21 protein-coding genes, 1 tRNA gene and 3 pseudogenes are annotated in these 20,474 nt (G+C 66.8%); 9 read left to right on the top strand and 16 right to left on the bottom strand.

The features are described 5' to 3' along the window. The first annotated feature begins 4 nt into the window (after window positions 1-4). Together ACH4T9_RS19155 and ACH4T9_RS19150 are read left to right on the top strand one after the other, a co-directional pair. Window positions 5-232 carry a hypothetical protein gene (locus ACH4T9_RS19155; protein WP_396672546.1) on the top strand — a complete coding sequence of 76 codons (228 nt, stop codon included), beginning with the start codon at window positions 5-7 and terminating at the stop codon, window positions 230-232. 204 nt (window positions 233-436) lie between these two features. After that, window positions 437-510: transfer RNA gene (locus tag ACH4T9_RS19150), tRNA-Pro, on the top strand. A 104-nt stretch (window positions 511-614) separates the two neighbouring features. Here ACH4T9_RS19150 and ACH4T9_RS19145 read toward each other — a convergent pair. The 8 genes and pseudogenes from ACH4T9_RS19145 to ACH4T9_RS19110 form a co-directional block, all read right to left on the bottom strand. Continuing rightward, the gene (locus tag ACH4T9_RS19145) at window positions 615-1,010 is read right to left on the bottom strand and encodes a hypothetical protein (RefSeq protein ID WP_396672110.1); all 396 of its coding nucleotides are present in this window, start codon (window positions 1,008-1,010) and stop codon (window positions 615-617) included. 38 nt (window positions 1,011-1,048) lie between these two features. Further along, a complete protein-coding gene (locus ACH4T9_RS19140) occupies window positions 1,049-1,801 on the bottom strand; it encodes a hypothetical protein (RefSeq protein ID WP_396672111.1) in 753 nt (250 codons plus the stop codon). Between the two features lie 282 nt (window positions 1,802-2,083). Further along, window positions 2,084-2,218: pseudogene (locus ACH4T9_RS19135) on the bottom strand (transposase); the annotation flags it as partial. A 192-nt stretch (window positions 2,219-2,410) separates the two neighbouring features. After that, window positions 2,411-4,420: a hypothetical protein gene (locus ACH4T9_RS19130; protein ID WP_396672112.1), complete on the bottom strand. Its 2,010-nt coding sequence runs from the start codon at window positions 4,418-4,420 to the stop codon at window positions 2,411-2,413. After that, window positions 4,417-5,568 (bottom strand): purine phosphorylase, encoded by a 1,152-nt coding sequence (locus tag ACH4T9_RS19125; RefSeq protein WP_396672113.1) that lies wholly within the window; start codon window positions 5,566-5,568, stop codon window positions 4,417-4,419. The genes ACH4T9_RS19130 and ACH4T9_RS19125 overlap by 4 nt, the downstream gene beginning before the upstream one ends. After that, window positions 5,565-6,296, bottom strand: coding sequence for an NUDIX domain-containing protein (locus tag ACH4T9_RS19120; protein WP_396672114.1), 732 nt, complete (start codon window positions 6,294-6,296; stop codon window positions 5,565-5,567). The genes ACH4T9_RS19125 and ACH4T9_RS19120 overlap by 4 nt, the downstream gene beginning before the upstream one ends. A gap of 163 nt (window positions 6,297-6,459) precedes the next feature. Beyond that, window positions 6,460-7,023, bottom strand: coding sequence for a hypothetical protein (locus tag ACH4T9_RS19115; protein WP_396672115.1), 564 nt, complete (start codon window positions 7,021-7,023; stop codon window positions 6,460-6,462). A 59-nt stretch (window positions 7,024-7,082) separates the two neighbouring features. Next, the gene (locus tag ACH4T9_RS19110; protein ID WP_396672116.1) at window positions 7,083-7,709 is read right to left on the bottom strand and encodes a hypothetical protein; all 627 of its coding nucleotides are present in this window, start codon (window positions 7,707-7,709) and stop codon (window positions 7,083-7,085) included. Between the two features lie 362 nt (window positions 7,710-8,071). On the opposite strand from ACH4T9_RS19110, the pseudogene ACH4T9_RS19105 reads away from it, so the two are divergent. Next, window positions 8,072-8,326: pseudogene (locus ACH4T9_RS19105) on the top strand (transposase); the annotation flags it as partial. 80 nt (window positions 8,327-8,406) lie between these two features. Next, window positions 8,407-8,658 (top strand): integrase core domain-containing protein, encoded by a 252-nt coding sequence (locus tag ACH4T9_RS19100; RefSeq protein WP_396672117.1) that lies wholly within the window; start codon window positions 8,407-8,409, stop codon window positions 8,656-8,658. Window positions 8,659-8,704: 46 nt separating this feature from the next. Here the strand turns inward: ACH4T9_RS19100 and ACH4T9_RS19095 are convergent, their stop codons facing one another. The 3 genes from ACH4T9_RS19095 to ACH4T9_RS19085 form a co-directional block, all read right to left on the bottom strand. Beyond that, entirely contained in the window at window positions 8,705-9,916 is a 1,212-nt protein-coding gene (locus tag ACH4T9_RS19095; protein WP_396672118.1) for a type II toxin-antitoxin system HipA family toxin, read from the bottom strand. Continuing rightward, the gene (locus ACH4T9_RS19090) at window positions 9,906-11,498 is read right to left on the bottom strand and encodes a DUF262 domain-containing protein (RefSeq protein ID WP_396672119.1); all 1,593 of its coding nucleotides are present in this window, start codon (window positions 11,496-11,498) and stop codon (window positions 9,906-9,908) included. The genes ACH4T9_RS19095 and ACH4T9_RS19090 overlap by 11 nt, the downstream gene beginning before the upstream one ends. Before the next feature lie 300 nt (window positions 11,499-11,798). Then, window positions 11,799-12,173, bottom strand: coding sequence for a hypothetical protein (locus tag ACH4T9_RS19085; protein WP_396672120.1), 375 nt, complete (start codon window positions 12,171-12,173; stop codon window positions 11,799-11,801). On the opposite strand from ACH4T9_RS19085, the gene ACH4T9_RS19080 reads away from it, so the two are divergent. Next, window positions 12,093-12,596: an SbcC/MukB-like Walker B domain-containing protein gene (locus ACH4T9_RS19080; RefSeq protein WP_396686850.1), complete on the top strand. Its 504-nt coding sequence runs from the start codon at window positions 12,093-12,095 to the stop codon at window positions 12,594-12,596. The two genes, ACH4T9_RS19085 and ACH4T9_RS19080, sit on opposite strands and share 81 nt — an antisense overlap. On the opposite strand, the gene ACH4T9_RS19075 is transcribed toward ACH4T9_RS19080, so the two are convergent. Continuing rightward, window positions 12,551-12,886, bottom strand: coding sequence for a hypothetical protein (locus ACH4T9_RS19075; RefSeq protein WP_396686843.1), 336 nt, complete (start codon window positions 12,884-12,886; stop codon window positions 12,551-12,553). The two genes, ACH4T9_RS19080 and ACH4T9_RS19075, sit on opposite strands and share 46 nt — an antisense overlap. Between ACH4T9_RS19075 and ACH4T9_RS19070 the strand changes: the two genes are divergently transcribed. Further along, entirely contained in the window at window positions 12,881-13,789 is a 909-nt protein-coding gene (locus ACH4T9_RS19070) for a hypothetical protein (protein ID WP_396686842.1), read from the top strand. The two genes, ACH4T9_RS19075 and ACH4T9_RS19070, sit on opposite strands and share 6 nt — an antisense overlap. Beyond that, window positions 13,786-14,964 carry an ankyrin repeat domain-containing protein gene (locus ACH4T9_RS19065; RefSeq protein WP_396672122.1) on the top strand — a complete coding sequence of 393 codons (1,179 nt, stop codon included), beginning with the start codon at window positions 13,786-13,788 and terminating at the stop codon, window positions 14,962-14,964. Before ACH4T9_RS19070 ends, ACH4T9_RS19065 begins: the two co-directional genes overlap by 4 nt. Window positions 14,965-15,385: 421 nt before the next feature. Here the strand turns inward: ACH4T9_RS19065 and ACH4T9_RS19060 are convergent, their stop codons facing one another. The 4 genes and pseudogenes from ACH4T9_RS19060 to ACH4T9_RS19045 all read right to left on the bottom strand — a co-directional run bounded on the left by ACH4T9_RS19060 (window position 15,386) and on the right by ACH4T9_RS19045 (window position 17,989). Then, window positions 15,386-15,598, bottom strand: a complete 213-nt coding sequence (locus ACH4T9_RS19060) for a hypothetical protein (RefSeq protein WP_235967266.1) — start codon at window positions 15,596-15,598, stop codon at window positions 15,386-15,388. A gap of 70 nt (window positions 15,599-15,668) precedes the next feature. Then, a pseudogene (locus tag ACH4T9_RS19055) lies at window positions 15,669-15,815 on the bottom strand (helix-turn-helix domain-containing protein); the annotation flags it as partial. A gap of 218 nt (window positions 15,816-16,033) precedes the next feature. Continuing rightward, entirely contained in the window at window positions 16,034-17,005 is a 972-nt protein-coding gene (locus tag ACH4T9_RS19050; RefSeq protein ID WP_396686849.1) for an IS3 family transposase, read from the bottom strand. A 27-nt stretch (window positions 17,006-17,032) separates the two neighbouring features. Continuing rightward, window positions 17,033-17,989, bottom strand: a complete 957-nt coding sequence (locus tag ACH4T9_RS19045; RefSeq protein WP_396672124.1) for a hypothetical protein — start codon at window positions 17,987-17,989, stop codon at window positions 17,033-17,035. Between the two features lie 149 nt (window positions 17,990-18,138). Here ACH4T9_RS19045 and ACH4T9_RS19040 point away from each other — a divergent pair, with 149 nt between their 5' ends. Continuing rightward, entirely contained in the window at window positions 18,139-18,486 is a 348-nt protein-coding gene (locus ACH4T9_RS19040) for a hypothetical protein (RefSeq protein ID WP_396672125.1), read from the top strand. A gap of 600 nt (window positions 18,487-19,086) precedes the next feature. Next, complete coding sequence (locus tag ACH4T9_RS19035; protein ID WP_396672126.1) at window positions 19,087-20,424, top strand: helix-turn-helix domain-containing protein; 1,338 nt, start codon at window positions 19,087-19,089, stop codon at window positions 20,422-20,424. Window positions 20,425-20,474 lie beyond the last annotated feature (50 nt).

The raw sequence follows: 20,474 nt of genomic DNA, 5'->3' as shown, positions 1-20,474 counted from the left end.
GGACCTGAAGCCGGGCGGGGCACGCGACCCCGCCCGGCTTCTCCGTACCCAGGCGGGCGTCGCCCCGCCGCGGTTCGTGCTCTTCACCACCGCGCCCCTGGACGCTGGCTACCAGCGCTTCGTCGAGCGCAAGCTCCGCGAGGAGTTCGGCTTCGAGGGCAGCCCGGTGGAGATCTCGGTACGCCCGCGCAAGAAGCTCGGCCCGGGGGGCCGGGGCAAGGCGCACGGCTGACCCTCATCTGCAGGACCTGAAGCCGGGCGGGGCACGCGACCCCGCCCGGCTTCTCCGTCCTCCCCTCCCACCCTATCCTCCTAGGACGCTTTTAGGGGGTGTGAGGTGGCGGAGGCGGGCGGGGGCCGATGCGTGTGTGGGGAAGATCGTGCGCTAAGCTGTACCGGCTGTCGCAGGGAGAAAAGAACACCGCGCGGGGGCAATCGGGACGTGGCGCAGCTTGGTAGCGCACTTGACTGGGGGTCAAGGGGTCGTCGGTTCGAATCCGGCCGTCCCGACAGAGTTGCAGCAGGTCAGAGCCTTGATTCACGTACTCGGATCAGGGCTCTTTCGCTGTTCCGTCTCACGTACGCTCGTACTGTTTCAATCTGTGGTCCTGGCGTCACCCGAACAGCCCTGTCTCGAGGTGGTCGGCGGCCACCTTGAGGTGGCTGCTGTCGGGTGGACGTAGACCCGTTTGGCCAGCGGCGACACTGTGGCTCGTCTCGGCCTGGAGCAGCCTCTTGACGGCAGAACGTAGCAGCGTTTGCCGGTGGCCGGCACGTTGTGCGCTTCGACGTCGCCGCTTTCCGAGGACCTGGTCAGCCGCCAGCCGGGCCACGAATGCGAGGCGGTCATCGGCGGCTGGCTTCGGGAACTGGCGGTCGACCACCGCCATGTATCGCCGGGTCGGCGCGAACGCCGTGTCGCGCAACAGCGAGGCGGTGCCACCGTCGCCGCCGATCATCATCGACCACCGGGCGCACAGCGCTGTCGCCGACCACTGCGGCTCCGCCAAGGCTTGCCGATCGTCGTTAGTGAACAGCTGTTCCCGATCTACTCGCCCTGCAAAGGGCGTGAGGGGCGGCCACCCGTACGAAGACGGAAAGCCCACTCCTCGGCGTAGGTGGTCGCGCGGTGCAGGTCGTCGTAGCTGGCGCTGTCCCGCCAGCCGGGACCCAGCGTCCAGCCCAGCGCTCGGTACACCTCACGGTATGTCCCGCCGCCGAGCTTGACGACCAGCCCGGCAAGGTATTCAAGCCGTTGTAACTGCCTGCGGCGATCGTCTCTCTCGTCCCAGACTCCCTCGTACGGAGAGTGGGCGTTGCAGATGTCGCACAACGTGGCCGGGTGCTCCACAGGCTGCTGGCCGCAGTCATGGCAGATCGCCTCGTCGCACGCCCCACAGATCGTGAACGCGAAGTCGCCGGTATCACCAAGCTGATCGCCGGAAATGCAGGCACGCCCGCCGCACCGCTGGGCAAGTCGCTGGTTGCGAGCCATCCTGTCAACGCCCTGATTGCATGGAAGGCAGCGCCCGAATGCTTCCTCGACGGCCGCCCGGCCGCACTCCAGGCACACCGCGCCGGGGCAGTGCGCGCAGTCGACCATTGACCCGCCATCGTGCCCGGCGTCGGCAGCTGCCAGAAAGGTCGACCGGCAACGCCCGACGCAGATGTCGCCGTCGGGTGCATGCAGGTGATGAGGCGGCACGTCGGCTCGGATCGCGGCGAGTGCCTGCTGGTAGGTCTCGCCAGTTGAGGCCATCCGTGCACGTACCAGGCGTTTGAGCACATCGGTATTCGTCATGCTGTCTCGATCCTGCGGGCGCTCACGCACATCCCGCCGGCTTGGACGGCAGTTCGTGGACACACTTTGGCTACGAGTCATCATGCCCGGGTGCGCGAGAGCCTTCGGCCACGGATTGCCCGGTGCGCAAGTCCACAGACCCTTCGTCCACCACGCGCGGGTGGCGTGAGCACCCCGGGTATGGACGGGCGAGCGCCGCCGCCAGCAGTTGTGCGGCAGCGTAGCGGGTGACGGGCCTGTCGCGCTACTCAAATGGCGGGCCAGACGGGAACGGGAATGCCGCCCTTCTTTGCTCCAGGCGGCGAAGTAGCCGTAGACCATCGCGTGGGGCGGGAAGTCGTGGGGCAGGTAGCGCCAGGCGATGCCGGTGCGGTTGACGTACAGGATGGCGTTGAAGATGTCGCGGAGGTCGTGGGTGGGGGGCGCGGCCGCTGACGCTCTAGCCGGGCAGGGTGCGATTGTTTCGGTTTAAGGTCGGGCATATTGCACTACTGAGGCCGACGAGTAAATCGGTCACTACTGGCGCGAAGGTGAAACAAACGTCCAGTCAGATGTCACCCATCGGTGCAGCAGACCCCCTGACCCCCGAAGTGGGCAGCGCCGCATGTGTCAATCCTCCATCGCCGCGACGAGCCGCCGGAGGCCGGCGCGTTCCCGGCGGTGCTCGTGGGTGATCCACTCCTTTCCTTCGGCGGCGATGCCTTCCAGCACATGCAGGGTGCGCTCGAGGCCTGAGGCGTCGAGGGAGACCTGGGAGGCGATGCGGTCGTCGTCGCCGAGCTCCGGCATGCCTGGCCACTCACCAGTGATCGTCAGCTCGTCCCGGGGATCGTTCGTCAGGGTCAGGGAGAGCTTTTTCTCGCCGTTGCGGGCATCGACGACGTGTGCCGCTACGACCGAGTTGTACTGGTAGGTGAGGCGTTGCTGATCGCCGAATTCCGTGGTCTCGAAGTCGAGGGTGACCGTGACCTGGCGGACGCCTTCCTTGGTGAGCAGGAAGAGGAGAAGTTTGTATCGCGAGTAGCGCCAGGGTCCTTTGCTGACTCGGGCCCGTTTACACCCGGGCACGGGCGCCTCGATGAAGGCGTGCGCTATCACGTCCTGCGCGGCCAAGCGGTAGTGCCGCAGCGTGTCCTGGACCAGGATCTTGCGATCGCAGTCGAGCCAGTGCGCCATCTCCGCGTCGGTCGGCTTCGATTCCAACTTGCGCACCCACCTGTCGTACGCCGCGCGCCGGTCCTCATAGTCGTGCCGGACCCGGACCAAGTCGTCCCGGTAGCGGTGGCGCTCGAGAAGGAGCGCATGCCAGCCCTGGATGGCGAGCCGAGCCCCGGTCACGACGCCGGCCGTCGCGATCGCCGTCGTGAACGGTGCTTCGACGAGGGCCTGCCACAGGAGCAGCGGCCCGGCAACCACCAGGGCGAACACGGCCGCGCCGAAGGCGGTCCGCGTCGAGGATGGCACTCGGGAGTTCTCGGGATCCGCCGTGAGCTCACCGCTGAGCCACAGCCGCTTGACGTCGCTGGCGAGGAATCTCACTAGCCAGGCGACACGCTTGGCGTCGACCGCTTGCTCCCGGTACAGCTCGACCAGCTCGCTGCGGAGGGACTGCCGGATGCCCGCCGTCTCCACCAGCCACGTCTCCCGGGCCATGCCCTGCGGCAGGTAACGTCCGAAGTAGCGGTCGAACAGGGAGTCCATCGCTGAGGCAAACCGGTCGGACTGTCTGGGAGCACGCTGGGGGGTGAAGGTGAGACGCTGGCGGGCCGCCCGGCGTCGATGCTGAGCCAGCCTGATCGTGAATCCCGCCCGCACCGCCACGACGACGGCTCCAAGAAACACCGTCAGGTAGCCGGCCGAGCGAAGCCACGAGTGGTCCCAGGCGTAATTGACCACCCCTAGGCCCGTGACGAGGAGCAGTGCCGAGCCGCCGAAGGCGCGCAGGAAGTCCGCCGCGTCGGTGCGGATCGGGGGCGGCGGAACCTGCCGAGGAGGGATCGGCTTGGGCTGGAAGAACTTCCAGACCCGCTTCGCCCGGTCGTTGGCCGTCCTGTCCCGCCGAGCGGCCGCGAACGTTTTCTGCCAGGTCCAGTCCTGGTGCGGGCCGGCCAGGAAAACTTCGAGATGGTTGAGGATGCTCTCCTGTAGGGGCGGGTAGAGCGATTCGAACTCCTTGACCACCACACCGATGGCGGCCGGGTCGGGAGTCTCCGCTGTGGTCTGCGGCAGCGAGTCCAGCAGAGAGCCGACGACATTGATGCCCCGGGCCCAGGGGTCCTCGGAGCGCTGCGCCGCCCAGCGGCGCACATGTGCCAACTGCGCGAGTTCCTGGTCCGTCAGGCTCTGCACGGTACGGCTGCTCAGCAGTGCGAGCGCCAGATAGAAGTAGGCGCGGGAGTTCCTGTAGCCCCGCGCGACCGCTTTCATGATTAGCTTCCTCGCCTCGGGCGGGGCGCTGATCTCTAGATAGCGGAGGCCGACCTCGAACTGCCGCTCAGGCGGGTCGTCGTCGCTGACGTGGTATCCGCCCTCGATGTGGACCTCCTGGGCCTGGAAACCCACCCGGGCCTCGCCGTCCGCGACATTGGTGAACGACCTCTCCTGCGGCCCGGCGCTCATGACAAATCCCGCAGAGCCGCCATGAGTCCCGCGACCCGCGTGGCGAGGTCCGTCCAGTCCAGCAGCAGGCCGCGCAGCTTCCGCAGGGCCGTGGTCGCACGACTGCGTGCCTCGTCGTCGGCCGGAGGCACGTCGGCGGCGGCGGCGTCCATCTCCTGCTCCGCCGCGCGGTACGTGACCGTGTCTACGTCACCCGCCTCATGGCACTTACGGAGCGAGGCGCGCAAGTCTGCGAGCTGGTCCTGGAAGGTCTCCCGGCCGGGACCGCCCGGCGCGCCGTAGACGGTCGCGTGGTGAACGGTATGCGCCTGAAATCCGACGTGAGCGTTGCCCTTGGCGACGTTTCTGACGGAGCCGGACATCAACGCATCACCTGCTTCTTTCCGAGGACGGCGAGGGGAGGAGCCATACTGCGCCCCGAGCTCCTGGGCGAGCGCGAGGGCGAAGGCCGCGGCGTTGGCGGCGGCACGCGGCTGCCAGTTCTCGCCGTCAGTGTGGACCTTGGTCCCGTCGGCACGGTCGCTGATGCCTCGGACGACGACGGCCGGCAGCGAGCGGTTCAGGTGGGCGGCCTGGGCGACCCCGGCCGACTCCATCTCCACCGCCAACGCGTCGTTGTAGTGATCACGAATGCGCGTCGCCTCGGGCGAGGACGCCGAGTCGAGGACGACCTCCCCAGCCGCAATCGGGCCGAACCGCACCTGGGGCACTCCTCCGGCGAGGCCCCGCGCCCAGCCCCGCTCCCGCTCAAGATGCCGGGCGAGCTGATCACAGGCGTGGGGAATCTCCCACACGCGAGGTCGGGTGCGGAACGCGTCGCTCTCGCTAGTGCCGCCGTGATAGGCGTACACGTGGGTGGCCACGACGACGTCACCAAGGCCGATGGAGGGCCAGAGCGCCCCGGCCACGCCGACGAAGATGACCGCTTCCGGATCGAACTCGGTCATGGCGCGCTCGGCGATGACGGCGGAGGGGTGGTTGCCCTTGCCGACAAGGCCGAGAATGATCTCACAGGAGCCTCCGGTCACGGTGCCACGCTCGAAGCGCGTGCCCATCGGATGTACGTGCGGTTCGACTTTCGTGAGACGTTCGCGGACTGCGTTGTACTCGAGGTCCAGTGCGGTGAGCACGACCACAGGTTTGATCATCTCTCGTCTCCTCCGGCTGCGACGGTCGAAGCCGTGCGGATCATGGGTGGGTAGAGGTTCCGGCACGGACCGGCGCGGTAGACGCGGGCCGGGCGGCCGGTGCCCGTGGCGCGGGGCGGACCGGCAGGGACCACGAAGCCCTTCGTGCCCTGGACCTTGCGGTAGAAGTTGCGGGGGTCAAGCGGAGTGCCCCAGACGGCCTCGTAGACCTGCTGCAGCTCCGTGAGGGTGAAGACCTCGGGGCAGAAAGCGGTCGCGAGCCCTGTGTGCTCCAGCTTGGAACGGGCACGCTCCACCCCGTCGACGACGATGCGTAGGTGGTCGAAGGCGAGCGGCACCCGCGCGGCGAGTACATCGTCGGCCGGCGTCCACTCGGCGGCTGCGGCGTCGGTTCCGGCGATGGGCTCGGGAAGGCGCGGCACGACGGCGAGGTGAGCGACGGAGACTACGCGACCACGAGGGTCGCGGTCGGGGCCGCCGTATGTACCGAGCTGCTCCAGGTACGGGATGTCGGTGAGCCCCGCCTCCTCCCGCAGCTCCCGGCGGGCGGCGCTGAGGATGTCCTCGCGCTCATCGGCGAGGAACCCACCAGGCAGCGCCGCCTGCCCAGCGAACGGCTCGACGCCGCGCCGCACGAGAAGCAGGTGCAGACGCCCCCCGCGCAGGGTGAGGATCACGAGATCGACGGTGAGCAGGATCCGGGGTGGTTCCCAAGTGTCATCGGGCACCGCTCGACCATAGCTTTTTGTCGGGATGACAAGAAGCCGTCCAAGATGTCGTGTGGCCGACACTTGAAGTAGCGTTCAGATCACCAAGAGGTGAGTCTGGCGGCGACTTTCGGTAAGAGGTTCTCGTGGGGTTCGAGTCGTCTCGGTCCGCTGAGGTTTCCGGTCAGATGCCTGCGAGGGTGAGGAGCCGATCCATTTCGGGCACTGGCAGGGTCGGTGCCGCGGCGGTGGCGTGCGCTACCCATTCGTTTGGATCTGCGAGCAGGGCGCGGCGTACGTGGACAGGTAGGTTCGGGTGCCCGGCGACTGCGTGGCGAACTACGATCTCGGGATCGGTGGCCAGACGTTCGGTCAGTTCGACGGGCAGGTCCTCATCTCGGGGTGCCAGGCATCGCATCCGTGGGTCCGGGTCGGTGGCCAGCCGGCGCAGGGTTTGCGGCGGGAACGTGAAGTCGTCGGCCGGACGCCAGTTCGTCTTCTTGTCCGGCTGGAACTCACGGTCGATGCGCTCGACCGTGGCCGGATCGACCAGGTGCGGGGCGTGGGTGGCCATGGTCGTACGTACGCCGCTGTCGTCGTCGTTGAGTAGCCGGATGACCGCGTCGGCCGGCAGCGCCCGGCTGCGTGCCGCGGAGCGGCGGAAGCAGATGTATGGCGAGGAGAGGTGTGGCAGCGGGTCTGCGGTGACCCAGTCGAGTCGCAGGTGGCGCAGTTCGGCGAGGGCCATGTGGTCTTCGACTTGCTGCAGCAGGGCATCCTCGTCGAGTTCGTCGTTGAGCAGGTCGGTTAGTGGGCGCTCGCCCTGCTGGATGTCCTCATGGATCCGGTGGCGTGCCGGCTCGGGCGTGTCCCGGCGGCCGAAGATACCGACGCGTACGTTCGCGCTGGGATCGTCGGTGAGCAGGTCGCGTACTGGTGGGGGAGCTGCGGGTGTTTGGCGAGCTGGCGGCGAACCTGGTGGTCGGGGTCATCGGCCAGCTGTGCGGCCAGTTGCGGGGTCAGGATTGCGTGGCGTACCGCTCCGGCGTGGGTAACCGGGTCGGCGAGCAGTCTCGTCACGAGCTCGGAGGGCGGTACGGGATGCGGTAACCGGGCGTAGTAGGTCGCGCATGCGGCTGCGCGAACCTCGTCGACGGGGTCGGTGAGCAGGACCCGCCGGACCGCTTCGGGTGCCTGCGTCCACCACCGTGCGAGCGTGGTCCGGACCTGCGGGTCAGGGTCGCCGGCGAGCCGGGCCAGCAGATCGGCCGGAACGTCGTCGCGTTCGGCAAGGTATTCCCGTACCCGTGTGTCCGGATCGTCGATGAGTCGCTCGTACAGTTCGCGGGGTGCGTCACGGGCGCGAGCGGCCAGGGCAGCCCGGACGGCAGGATCGGCGTGCGCGGCCAATCGCATCCGGATGGCGTTCGGCAACCGAGGGTTGAGTGCGAGCGAGTGCAGCAGCCGTGATGACCCGAGGCGAGGATCTCCTCGATCACGTCCAGGGTCAGGTCGGCGCGCCTGGCGACGTGACCGAAGCCGCGCCGGTATCCCACCAAGCGGCGGACCAAGCCGGCGGGCAGCGCGGGGTTCTCGGCAACGCCGTCCAGCACCTTCGACAGGTGAACCGGCGTCGGCGCGTCGTCAGCCACCGGCCGCTCCTCCCCGAGTCCGTTGCGCCTCAGGAGTCTTGCATGTTCATCGCAGGCGGTACTGCCCCGGTTTGGTGGCCTCCCCCGGGAGCGGGGTAGACCCCGCTTCATCAAAGCGGGGGGAACTCAGTGCTCCTCGGGAGGATGTTCATCATGGAAGGCATGGGTAAGAAGCCACGCCGGCCGCGCAGGGCGTTCACGCCGGAGTTCAAGGCGGAGATCGTCGAGGTGTGCCGGCGGGGTGACCGGACGGTCGTGCAGGTCGCGAGGGACTTCGACCTGATCGAGACCGCGGTGCGGGAGTGGGTGAAGCAGGCCGACCTCGACGCCGGCAGCCGCACGGACGGGTTGACCAGCGCGGAGCGGGACGAGTTGGCGGCGTTGCGGCGGGAGAACCGCCGGCTGCGTGAGGACGTTGACATCCTGAAACGGGCCAGTACACCAGCGCCCAGTACGCCCGCCTCGCCGGCCGGCACAGGGTGCGCCTGTCGGTCGGAGGTCGGGGCCAGTGCTGGGACAACGCCCTCGCGGAGTCGTTCTTCGCCACGATCAAGACCGAGCTATTGGACCGGCGGCCCTGGCCCACCCGCGCCGCGGCCCGCGCGGCGATCTTCGACTGGATCGAGGGCTGGTACAACACCCGCCGCCGGCATTCCACCCTGGGCTACATGAGCCCAGCCGAATACGAAGCGACCGCCTATCCCCGCAGGTCAACCACCAAAGTAGCGTGAGACCAACTCATCGACCCTGTCCGTCAAACCGGGTCAACCCCACGCCTCACGAGGCGCGTAGGAGTGGAAGGCTGCTGATCCGTTGCTCCACATGCTCAATGATGAAGGTCGGCGCACCAGCGATGTCCCGGATCTGCGGCCAGGTCTCATGCAGTCGTTGCACTGTCGTGTCCACGACCTCCACGACTCGAGATGGATCCGCACCGTTGGCCCGTAGGCTCTCGGCGAACCGCCGGAAGTGTTCCCTGGTCAGGTACCGCATGTCCGTCTGTCCCGCGATGGGTAGGGTCAGCCCCTTACGTCGGTATAGCGGGTACGAAGTGACGGCGACCAGGTCGTAGGCGGGCGACAGCCGGGGCGTGCGCCCGTCCGCGTATCGCAGCGACCAGTTCTTGAGGTGCTCGTCGTTGTTGCCGACGGCAATGCAGAACACCAGACGGCGGATGTACTCGTCAAAGTCTTGGGGGCAATTCTCCAAAATAACTTCGCCGATGAGTTCCTGCCTGCCACGGTCCTTGCTGGCCGGTATGACGTCGAAGATCTGGGCAAAGTCCTCCTGATGCACTCGCCCGGCTTCGGTGCGGTCGAAGCGGCGAACTGCGAAGGCATGTTCGCCGTTGCCGAGGTATTCCTGGGGAAGTCGTTGCAGAGCTGGCAGCGGAACGAGGCGATTCTCGGGAACGTCGATGCCGATGGCAGCCGCCCAGGCCATGGCGACGCGCTCATTGGCGGGAAGCTCGGCGTGCACGCTGCTCGGTAGCTTCACGATCCAATCGCCGAGTTCATGCGGGTCGGGGAGGCGAAAGGTGTCTCCCTCGGATTTCATCGAGAACTTGAGCTGCATACCCGACAACGAAAACCCGATTGCTGAAACCACAGAAGCGGTTTGAGCTTCTTCCAGCGCCTCCATCAGGTCCCGGGAGAGGCCGTCCTCAACCTCCACCCGAACAGCGCCAGGAAGGTCGCGGCCGAGGTGAAGCAGAAGCAGAAAGTCGGGAACGTCGCGTCGATTGAGCTGCTGATTGTAGATCTTACGTAGCGCGGACTCGCGTTCGGGCAGGAGATTGGCGAACCAGCTGGGTGCACCGGTCACGGGCCGGGAAGCTACGTCGGGGTTGTACTCAAAGGGTAGACCAAGTACCGGGTGATCAGGCTCCAGATCCTCGTAGGCGAAGAATGTGCGGCCCTGTGCGTGATGGAGAACGCCCACGTACCGGTCGCCGAGCAAAACGCGGGCCCTCGCGGTGCTAGCCGTCATACCCGTCCCCCGTCAACGTCGGAAGACGTCCCTTTTCGCGGAACCCCACGCGCGCCAAGGACTGGATCCGACGACTGATCGCGGCGCTCAGAATTTCATCACGCCGAAGGGCGAACTCATGGAATCGCCTCTGGCGTAGCAGCGCAGCGCTCACGTCATCGATGAACTGGCTCTCCAATGCTTCGTGCCCCGGCGGCAGCGCCATAACGGATTCCAGTAGTTGCTCCCGGGAAACGGGCGGATGCAGGAGAAAGTGCCCCAGCGTCGCTGCTTCCGCAACGGGGAGACCTGTCACCTGGCAAAGCATTGCTTCCGCGCTGTCCAGCCACGGTGTAAGGATCCCGCTGTCCGTCAGCGGAGCACCCGGCAACTCGTTGAACTGTCTGGAGGGCACGATCAGGAGCGGCTGTGCCCCGAGGAGGCCCAGCACGTTCATCCGGCCCTCCGGCGACTCGAGTCCCGTGGCGTGCAGGTCAACTCTGTACCGTCTGTTCTTCGTTGGCGTAAGGGAATCGAGGAGTCTCTGGACCTCGCCGGCTGCGGTGTCTGCCACCGCCTCGAGTGCCCGTCGTTCGTCGGCCTCTCTTCGAACGACGTCCGTACGCCATACCCAGCGCCGCAGCAACTCGCGAACATGAGGGTCTGGAGCGCTGAACACGCTGAAGAACCGGACCAGCACCGGAAGCACCACCCCGGCGGGCAACAGTCGTACATGGGGAATGCGGCCGTCTTTCCGCAACCATCGCACCGTTGCGCTGAGTGCCTCGGGTAGTCGGGTCTCGCCCGCCACCGGAGTGTGCCGTGAAGCGGAACGGTACCGCTGCAGCGCCTCAGCCCTGGCGGCGGGCGCATCAATGCGGGGGGAAAGGGCGGCGACCACACACTGAGCCGCGAGCTCCTCGCTGAGGCGACCGAAGCCTAACCTCTCACTGTGTGACGAGAGAGCCTCGACGCCGCCGTCGTGCTTCCTCGGCCGCTTGCGCGCACGATCCAGATCCGCCTGAGCCAGGCTGACACCACCGCGATTGATGCGAGTGAACACTTCATGGAGAGCGCTGGCGTCCTCGAAACCGCGCATCACGATGACCGGCATGGCATAGCCGGCCAGGCGGCTGCCCAGGCTCAGGGCCTCACTCCGGTCGTTCTCGGAGAGAAAAGGCCGTTCGCGAAGCCAGTCCAGAAGCTCACGCCGGTGCACCGCAACTGGAACCGGCAGCATCAGCGGGTGCTGCGGCGGCCCGGTCGCGAAATGCATCTTCTCGAGGTCGTAACAGAGCAAGTAGGGGGAATCCTCTTTCGCATGCCACGCTCCGACGAGCGCTGACAGGCGCTGAAAGCCGTCTATGATCGCCCACGCAGAAGGGTTACTTGGAGCGTGGACCGCCACGCCGCCCAGCTCCATCTCCTCTGCGCCCGCTGGCTGCTCAGCAAAGAGCAGCTGCCCGGTGGGATAACCTCGGGAGACGGAGTCGAAGAAGGCAACGGTTTGCTTGGGCCCCCACACAATCGGGCGGGCGTATGCGCCGACGCGGAACTGGCCCTCTTCCGCCAGCCTCACGAGCTCGCTCAGTGAAACGGCCATGGGCTGCTGCACAGTGCTGTGAGTCACCGGACCGCCTCTCCACCAGTAATGAGCCACTGCCGATGATAGAACGGGCTGACGAAACGTCGAGACGGGCGCGCAGGTCGGAGGTCATTCCTCAGCGCCGTCACGCGGTGGCGATCGGCGCGGGGGTGGCTCGTGTCCGGGACACGGACCGGCCGCCGCATTGTGCCACGCACGCGGTGCCCGGGAAACGGAAACGTCGGGCGACCGTGCCACGGTCGCCCGACGTCCTCCTGGGTGTGCCGTCGGGGCCCGATCACCGCGACGGCGCCCCGGTCAACCGGTGGTGGGGCCGTCCTGCGAGATCACGTCGTCGCCGTCGAGACCGAGCAGGACGTCGTTCCCGCCGAGCCCGACGATGACGTCGGGCCCTGCGGTACCACGCATCAGGTCGTCGCCCACCGTGCCGACCACGGTGGCCGTCCCGCCGTCGCAGCCGTGCACCACCGTGAAGCGGGCGTACCGGGTGAAGTCGCCGTACCCGTACCGGACGTCGATCCGGTCAGCCGGTATGGCGCCGAGCGCCCCGAGGGCAAGCGTCCCGGTCAGGACGTTGGTGTTCTCCATCACCTGGCGCACCGGCACGGTGCCCCGATCGGCATCGTTGAGCTGAAGCCGTACCTCGACCAGGTCGACCGCCGACAGGACCACTGGTCTGGCCAGGAACGCCGCCCGGCCACGCTCTCCGGCGGAGAAACTCTCCTGGTCTCGCTGTGTCTCGCCCTCGGCCTCAGCGATGTCGTCCTAACCGAGGCGGACGGCACCCAAATCGGTAGCCTGTTCGTCGACGACGGCTTCGGCAGTCTCGATCAAGAGGCACTCGATCAGGTACTCGACGCCTTGCGCTCCGGTGGCCGCCCTGTCGGACTGTCAGCCACGTCGCGGAACTGCGCAGGCGCACACCATCGCGCCTACACGTGCGCAAGACGGCCACCCCTCATCCGTGGTCGTCGAGGCTCAGGTGCTCGACTGAGATCATCGCTACGACGCTGTTCCGCCCAGTCGCGGCCAGCCATCTCAGATGTCACCTACCGGCGCAGCAGACCCACCAGACCGTCGAGGGATTCGGCGTAGCGCGCCTTGCCTTGGTCGGTCCGGACTGGCATCATCCCGGCCATGATCGAGAGAATTGAGTCATCCGTCCGCCGGTGAACGTGACGACCGAGCCTGGATCGCTCGGACCCCAGACCGCCCTGTTCGAACACGCCCTGCGCCTGCATCAGCAAGATCCGGACTCGCCCCTGCCGCGTGATGGCGAGCCCTATCCGGACGACGAACGCCACCGCTACCGGCGGCAGCGCCCGCAGACCCGGAAAGATCAGCGCCTCCGCGGCGTCGAAGTTGCCGCCATCCTCGACATGCACTTCGGCAAGGCCGATGCGCCACCGAGCGAACTCGCCGACGCGTTCTGCCAGGCGGACGTCCCGATCCATCACAACGAGCACATCGCGGCAGCGGCGCTGCGCGCGGACCGGCAGCGGGTGCGGCAGACCGGCCGGTGGCTGGTGCGGCACAGCACTGATCGATGCTCAGCCACTGTTGGGCTGGCACTGCTCGCCACGGATTGGGCGGAGGAAGACATCCCGCTGGTTCAGACCATCGGGCTGCTGTCGGACAGGTTTGGGCCGTTGGCCGCGGAGGCGCTGCGACGTCGCCGCGGAGGCGAACATGCGTTGTTGTGGCTGGCCCAGCGTGTTGCCGGTTGGGGACGGGTCTACGTCATCGAGGCGCTCTGCCAGCAGGGGGCATACGCCTCGCGTCGATGGCTGCTGCGCCACGCCTGCGACGGCGACTACCTCAACGGCTACTTCGCCGGCCGCGTCGCCACTGCAGCTCACCTGCACGAAGCGATCACGGGAGCTGAGACCGACGATGCCCTGGTCGACCACACCGGTCGATTATTGAAGATAATGGCGGGCTGCGGTGGCATGGGCATGACCCTCGAGCACTATCCGCCGGCGTCTCATGTCCTCGCCGCGCACGTGGCTCGCCTCGGCCGGCAGACACCGACCCTGAACAGGTACGTCGACGCCGCGGTCATCGCCGACCATCTGGCGGACAAGACTCCGCAGCGATCCGGATGCACCCATGAACAGCGAGACCACCTCGTCCGGCAGTACCTGGCCGTGCTTGATCGGCAGGACTGGTGTGACGCGGTTGGTGCCGGCCTTGATGCGGACAACGACTTCTTCGCCTGGTTCGCCAGCAACCCTGCGGCACGGCTGCATCTGCGAGCGTTCACTGAGATGACGGGTGATGATCGATGAACGAGGCTGCCGATCAGCGCCTGATCGACGCTGTGCAGGCTGGGGACGAGGTGGCCGTCGGGCAAGCGCTGGCCGACGGCGCGGACCCGAACGTTCCGGTTGGCCGCTTCCGAGGATCGGTGCTGGCCGAGGCAGCGCGCAGCGGCCGGCGGGGGATCGTGGGCATGCTGGTGAACGCCGGCGCGCGCATCGGCCCCGCCGATCCCTACACCGCCTCGCCGTTGCGCGCCGCCGTACTCGAGGCGCACACGGAGGTGGTGCTGCTTCTTATCGCCCATGGGGCGCTCACGGCGGAACCCGCCACCGGGCCGAGCGTGCTGACCCAGGCCCTGTCCCACACCGCATTCCGCCCGACACCAACAGCACTTGCGACGCTACGGGTAGTGCTGGAAGCGGGACCGACCCCCGTCCCGAACGAGGAAGCACCACTCATCACCGCGGTGACGCGACCCGTCGCACCGGCGGTGCTACGACTTCTCCTCGCCTACGGAGCGGACGCCAACCAACAGCGTTCCGATGCCACACCAGCGATCGTGGTGGCGGCGCGTCGAGGCGATCACGCCGCGGCCGACGTGCTCCTTGAAGCCGGCGCCGACGTGAACGCCCGCGACGGGCAAGGGCGAACCGCGTTGATGCACGCAGTCGAACGCAACGAACGACGGGTCATCGCTACCCTCCTGCTGGCCGGCGCCGCCATCGACACCGTCAGTGCCGATGACATGACGGCCCTGCAACTTGCGTGTGGCTGGCAACACCAGAACATCCAGTTCATGCTGGGCGAGCGCCACGCAGGCCTGGACGACGTGCCAATTGTTCGTACCGCTCTCCGGGTTGCCGCGTCCGACGTCCGGCTCGCCGGAGACGCGCAGATGCTCCATTTGCTGGCGGACGTCATCGACATTGCCCTAGTGGATCTCGGAGACGACGAGTGGAACACTCGGACGGGCACCGACGCCGAGGTGGCTCGGGCCTTTGCCGTCCGCCTGCGCAACGACGTCGTCCCAGCAGTCCACGCATCCTGGCATCAGCTCCACGCCACTGCGGCCGAGCTTGCCGCCGCGCGCTCGGCGTTGGTGGAGCTCGCCTACGGCACCACGCGGATCATGCCAGCCGCCGCCAGCCGACTTGAGATAACCGACATGCTCGAGGAGCTGAATCGACAGCTTGGTCGCTAACGCCAACGCCAGTCACGTGCGTCGGAGCACAGGGCGCGGGAGGAAGTCGTACAAGCTGTTGAGAGGTCTGTGCCTCGAGCGTTCGGTGGCGGAGAGGCGCTGGTGCCGTTCTCTAGCGCTTCTCCGCAGGCGGGCCGCCCGTGAGATCTCACAACCGTCTCACGGACGGCCCGGGAAGGCCCGGTAGAGCCCGACCTGCCTCGGACCGACGCCTGGCCGATGACCTGCATATTCGGCAGGAGGCGGTATCGTCCGGCAGCCGTCGCTAGACCTGCCTGGGGGTCAAGGGGTCGTCGGTTCGAATCCGGCCGTCCCGACAGAGTTTCAGCAGGTCAGAGCCTTGATTCACCTACTCGGATCAGGGCTCTTTCGCTGTTCCGTCTCACGTACGCTCGTACTGTTTCAATCTGTGGTCCTGGCGTCACCCGAACAGCCCTGTTTCCAGGTGGTCGGCGGCCACATCGAGGTGGCCGCTGTCGGGGTGGACGTAGACCCGCTTGGCGAGCGTGCAGCCGTCCGCGTGGCCGGCCCAGGCGGCGAGCACGACGTCGGGGACGCCGACCCCGGCGAGGTATGTCAGGCAGGCGTGCCGGGCGTCGTACGGCCGGACCTTGCGCATCCCGAGTTTGGCCATCAGCTCGGTACACCTGGCGGTGCGGCCAGTCGGTGCGCGCGCCCACCCGTGTAGCAGCGTTGCGGCGCAGTTCCCGCGAGATCGTCGATGCGTCACTGCCCACCGCCCGGCTGATCTCCCGCACGCCTTCGCCCTGAGCTTTGAGCAGGGCGGACTCCTCGCGTTCGGCGAAGGACAGGTAGCGGCCCGACAGAGGTCTCAGCGATAAAGGCGACATACCGCCACCCTGACGAAACCAGCGCCCACCCACCGACTGCGACACACCACACGCCGCCGCGGCCTCCTCGCTCGACAGACCCTCAGCGATCCGCCGCCAGAACTGCCGCCGCACCTCCCGATGCTCGTTCACACCTGGCCGACCCGGCGACCGCATCGCCGGCCTTCCCGTCACCGTCGTCGTCCAGCCCGCAGGTCTTCCCATGGCACACCCCTCGATTAGGGTGTTGCGACGACCACTGGAATCCGCCCTGAACTCCGTGATCCGAGTGGATGATCGTGCCCGGTTGCGGTTGGCGGTTGCTGATCGCCATGCCCAGCGCGTTGGTGACCAGGGTGGAGGGTGGCGGTTTGCGTGGCGTCGATTGACCAGCCGACGACCTTCCGCGAGTAGGTGTCCAGCACGACCGCGCAGTAGACCTTGCCCTCCCTGGTCGGGTGCTCGGTGATGTCGGTAACCCAGAGCCGGTTGGGCTCCACACGGCTGAAGTCGCGGTTGACCAGGTCCGCCGCGGTCGGAGTTTGATGCTTCGGCCGGGGACGCCGTCGGTGGGGAAGGCCTTTGATCCCGGCCCGCCGCATCAACATCTCCACCGCGTTGTGGCCGACCACGATCCCCTGCCCGAGCCTCAGCTCCGCGTGGACCCGGCCTGCGCCGTACACGCCTCGCGACGCGACGTGGACCGCGCGGATCCGCTCGATCAGCCAGGCGTGCCGCAACGCCCGCGCCGACAGCGGTCGGCCGAGCCAGGCGTAATAGCCCGACACGGACACCCTCAAGACGCGGCAACACACGTTCACCGGCAACCCCTCAGCGGCCATCTGTTTGATGGCCGCGTACCGACCTTTTGGGGGCACCACCTCCTTGAGTAACTCGGCGGCACGACGGTGAACCGCAAGTTCGGTCTCCAACTCGGCAATACGACGCCGCGCGGCGACCAACTCGACCTGATCCCTCGACGTGATCCCGGGTAGCTGCCCGGTGTCGATCAACTCCTGGCGCCGCCAGGTATAGACGGTCTGGTCGCTGATCTGCAGGTCCCGGACCAGGTCGGCCACCGATCGGCCAACCTTCAGTAGATCAAGGACCTTTCGGCGGAACTCGGGTGGGTAACTCCTCGGCACGTCACTCCTCAACGAGCGAAACGCACGAAAGTCAACCAAACCGACTCCACCAAACCCGGGGAACATCAACCGCTCCATCAAAGCGGGGGAACCTCAACCAACGTGCCTGGTCAGTACATCTAGGCCATGCTGCGCCAGCTGCCGCGCTTCCTCTGTCGCTGCCTCCTTCGCGATCGGGAACAGAAAGCCCTTAAGCATGGCGACGCCGCGACGAAGCTTGCCCGGCTCGGGCTGCTCCTGCTGCACCTCGGCGAGCACCTCGTTCGCCGCGGCCTCGATGTCCTGCTGATCACGCGGCGTTAGCCCGTAGCCGGGAAGCTGCTGAAGGATCGTCACAACCGCTTCCACGAGCGGCTGGAACTCCGGCGAGACCCGCTCGGCGATGTTCTGCTGCTGCGTCACATCGCGGTTGCCCCACGCGAACTGGCCACCCTGAGAAGCGCCATGGAACACCGGCCCGTGGTTGATCGTCGGGCCGTATCCCTTCTGATCACGCAGGTAGTCCGCCACATTGCCCTCCCAGTCAATCGCGCAGTCGATGCCATCAGTGGTTATCTCGGCGCGTACGGGACCGCGAAGCTGGTCGACCTCGGTCCCCTTGATCAACCCCTTGGCGGATAGGTACTCGGCCGCTTCCTGGATCTCGACGTCCGAGAACCGGACGCCCTCCCAGACCGACCCGTCGTCCTTGCCAAACTCCCCGGTGATCGGCATGTGCACCTGGGCGATCCGCTGCCGGTAGAACCAGTTCAGCAGACCCGACCGGCACGCGCGCGCTCGCAGCGCAGGGTCGGCCCGACGGCGCTGCTGCTCTCGCACATAGGCGATCCCGAAGGCGGTGAGGATGCCGCAGGGGTCGCCCATGCCCGAGCCCTTGTCGCTGAGGAGCCCTTCGTCGCGGCAGTACCAGAGCAGCGTGTACGCACCATCGAGATCCAGACCGACGCTCTCTGCGAACTCCATGATGGGCACATTTTCGGTGGAGGTGCCGTTCGCCTTGTCGTACACCCAATCCAGGAGCTGATCACGAAATGCGGCAGCGTCGCCCATAGCTGATCTTCCTCACCGCCGGTAACAGATTGCGCACACGCTACACGCGACCACCGACAGGTAACGTGCGTGACGACCCCGGTTCGGCCGAATCGCGGTAGGGCAGCCGCGTCGCGATGGGTGTCACCTCCGACCGGTACAACTAGCCCATGGCCAACACTGAAGACCTCCCACCCAGCGTCGTCAGCATCGCCGAGTACCTCGCCCTGAAGGCCAAAGGCTACGACAACCACCTAAAGTGGAACGAGCAGGCCATGTTCAAGGCCGATCTCATGAACGTCCGCCGCCGCTGGTACGGGGTCGCGCCTGATGCCTTCGCCGGGAAACTCCGGAGCGAAGGCATGCGTGAGCAAGACATCGTCGAGCTTGTCGACTGGCTGAAGAAGGCTCAGGCGGGCCGGCGTCTCGTCCCGGATCGCTCGTACCGAGATTTCGTCTTCAACCCCCCTCCCGAGGGGTTGGACAGCGGACGGGGTCATCAGAGCCGGGACTGGTGATGCTCATCGCCTGGCACGACGAAGTCGCCCGTAGAGCGCGGCGGCTTCGTCGTGCCGTCTTCTTCAGAAAGCGTGAAGCACGTGGGCGTCGCCAAGCCTGCCGACAAACGCCTCGACCATGTCACGCCACTGATCGCGGGACACCCCCGACGAGCCGGGGCCATGCGTGCCGTGCGCACACCCGTCGCGGCCGGGTCATCTGCTGCATACGGTTGGGCCAAGGCCGAGCTCGGCGAGGTGCGTATAGAACTCTGCAGCAAGCGTCGGCTCGAAACAGCGCAGGTGGCTTCCCCGGCCCTCCCGGCCTCCCGGTCTTACCAGGGCCTCACTCCATCGATCTTGGCCTGCTTGGACAGCTACTGAGAGAACTGCACCTCCGCCGCTGACGGCTGCGGGAAGCGGGTATACCCCGAGAGACAATCCGTCCCGCCGGGGATCGGCGTGGGCTCGGGGTGGAGTTGGCGCGGATGCTTGGCATCCCGCAGCGCACCGCGCAGCGGTTGCTGTTCGGGGCACTGCCGACGCCGCTGACCTGCGGTCGGCCAATCCCTGTCAGTAACGTCTGTGCTTTCGTCGGAGGCTGGCCCTATCGTTGATCGCGTGGTTCTGCAGATCGACACCTCCACGCCACTGCTTCGCCCGAGCCAGCTCACCGACCTCGTTCGGGCTGTCAGTAGCGCCGAACCGGACGACGAGCACCTCTGGATCGAATGGAAGTCGAGCCTCGACCTAAGCACGTCGGCTGGGCTGGAACAGGTCGTCAAGGCCATCATCGGGCTGGCCAACCGTGAGCCGGCTGCCGCCGGAAGACGGGCTTACGGATACGGCTACCTCCTCGTCGGGGTCGAGCCCGGATCGATCAATGGCGTGGTAACCGTGGACCCGGAGAAGCTAGTTGGCAAGGTGCGCTCCTACGTCGGCACCGCGATTAGCTGGACACCGGAGTACATCGCGGTCGACGAGAAACAGGTACTCGTCGTGATCGTGGACCCGCCGCAGCCCGGCGATCCTATTCACATCCTCCGTAAGCAGACCGAAAAGTTCAAACCGGCCACGATCTTCGTCCGGCACACAGGCCGTACCGACCCGGCGAACCCCGACGACTTCGACAAGCTCCAGGCCAGGTTGCTTCAACGGACCCCACGTCTTCAGCTGTCCGTGGCGCCTGTCCCCTCGACTGTTGAGAAGGCGGCTGACATCCGGGAAACGGTGAGTCGATGGGTGAATGAGCACCGGCCGGGTCTTCTCGCAGCGCGCTACCGGTCTGGGAAGCGTGAGCTCGGCGTTGACCTGGTGGGGGCACGCGGTGGGCTGCTAGGACAGCGAGTTCCCGATAGGCGCACCGAGGAGCAGTACGCCCAGGAGGTCGAGAAGTACATCCATGACGCGGAAGAGGCCTTCATGCATCGTGGAGCTTGGGATTTGTTCCGGCACGAGCCAGCCTCGGTGAGTGTGGCGGTAATCAATCCCACCGACGTCGGCTTCGTTGGCGTTCGGCTCGCGGTTCATATCTCAGGGCGAGTAAAGAGCTTCCCCGAGGAGCTGGTCGAGGCCCTGGAGGGTGACCGCCCGGATCCACCTCGTGCCCCCAAGCCCTCCGGCACCCCCACGTTCCGCGGACCCATCCAGCTCAACAACTTCAGCTTGGGGTCGTACATCCCCACGCCCGTGTACCCAGGCCCAGGCCCCACGTACATCGTGCGAGACACCGGCTCCGTCACCATCGAGTACGACGACTTCGAGTTGCGCGCCGAGGAAACGAAGACCCTGGAACTGGTGCCGTTACTCGTACACGAGGAGCCAGGTACGCAGCTGACCGCTACCTGGACTGCAACCGCTGATGGAATCCGTGGCCGGATTACCGGTGAGTTCATCATCACGGTCGTACCAAGCACGCTGGACCTGGAGAGTCTGGCTGACGACGACGGAGACGAGTAGTGTCGCCCCCTTTGCCAGGGTCGGAGGCAGCACTGGCGCTTGAAAACGCG

The sequence above is a fragment of the Micromonospora sp. NPDC020750 genome, assembly GCF_044334565.1.
In the GTDB taxonomy this organism is placed as follows: Bacteria; Actinomycetota; Actinomycetes; order Mycobacteriales; family Micromonosporaceae; genus Micromonospora.
The sequence above is the reverse complement of the archived record's forward strand: the minus strand, read 5'-3'. Positions and strand labels throughout refer to the sequence as shown.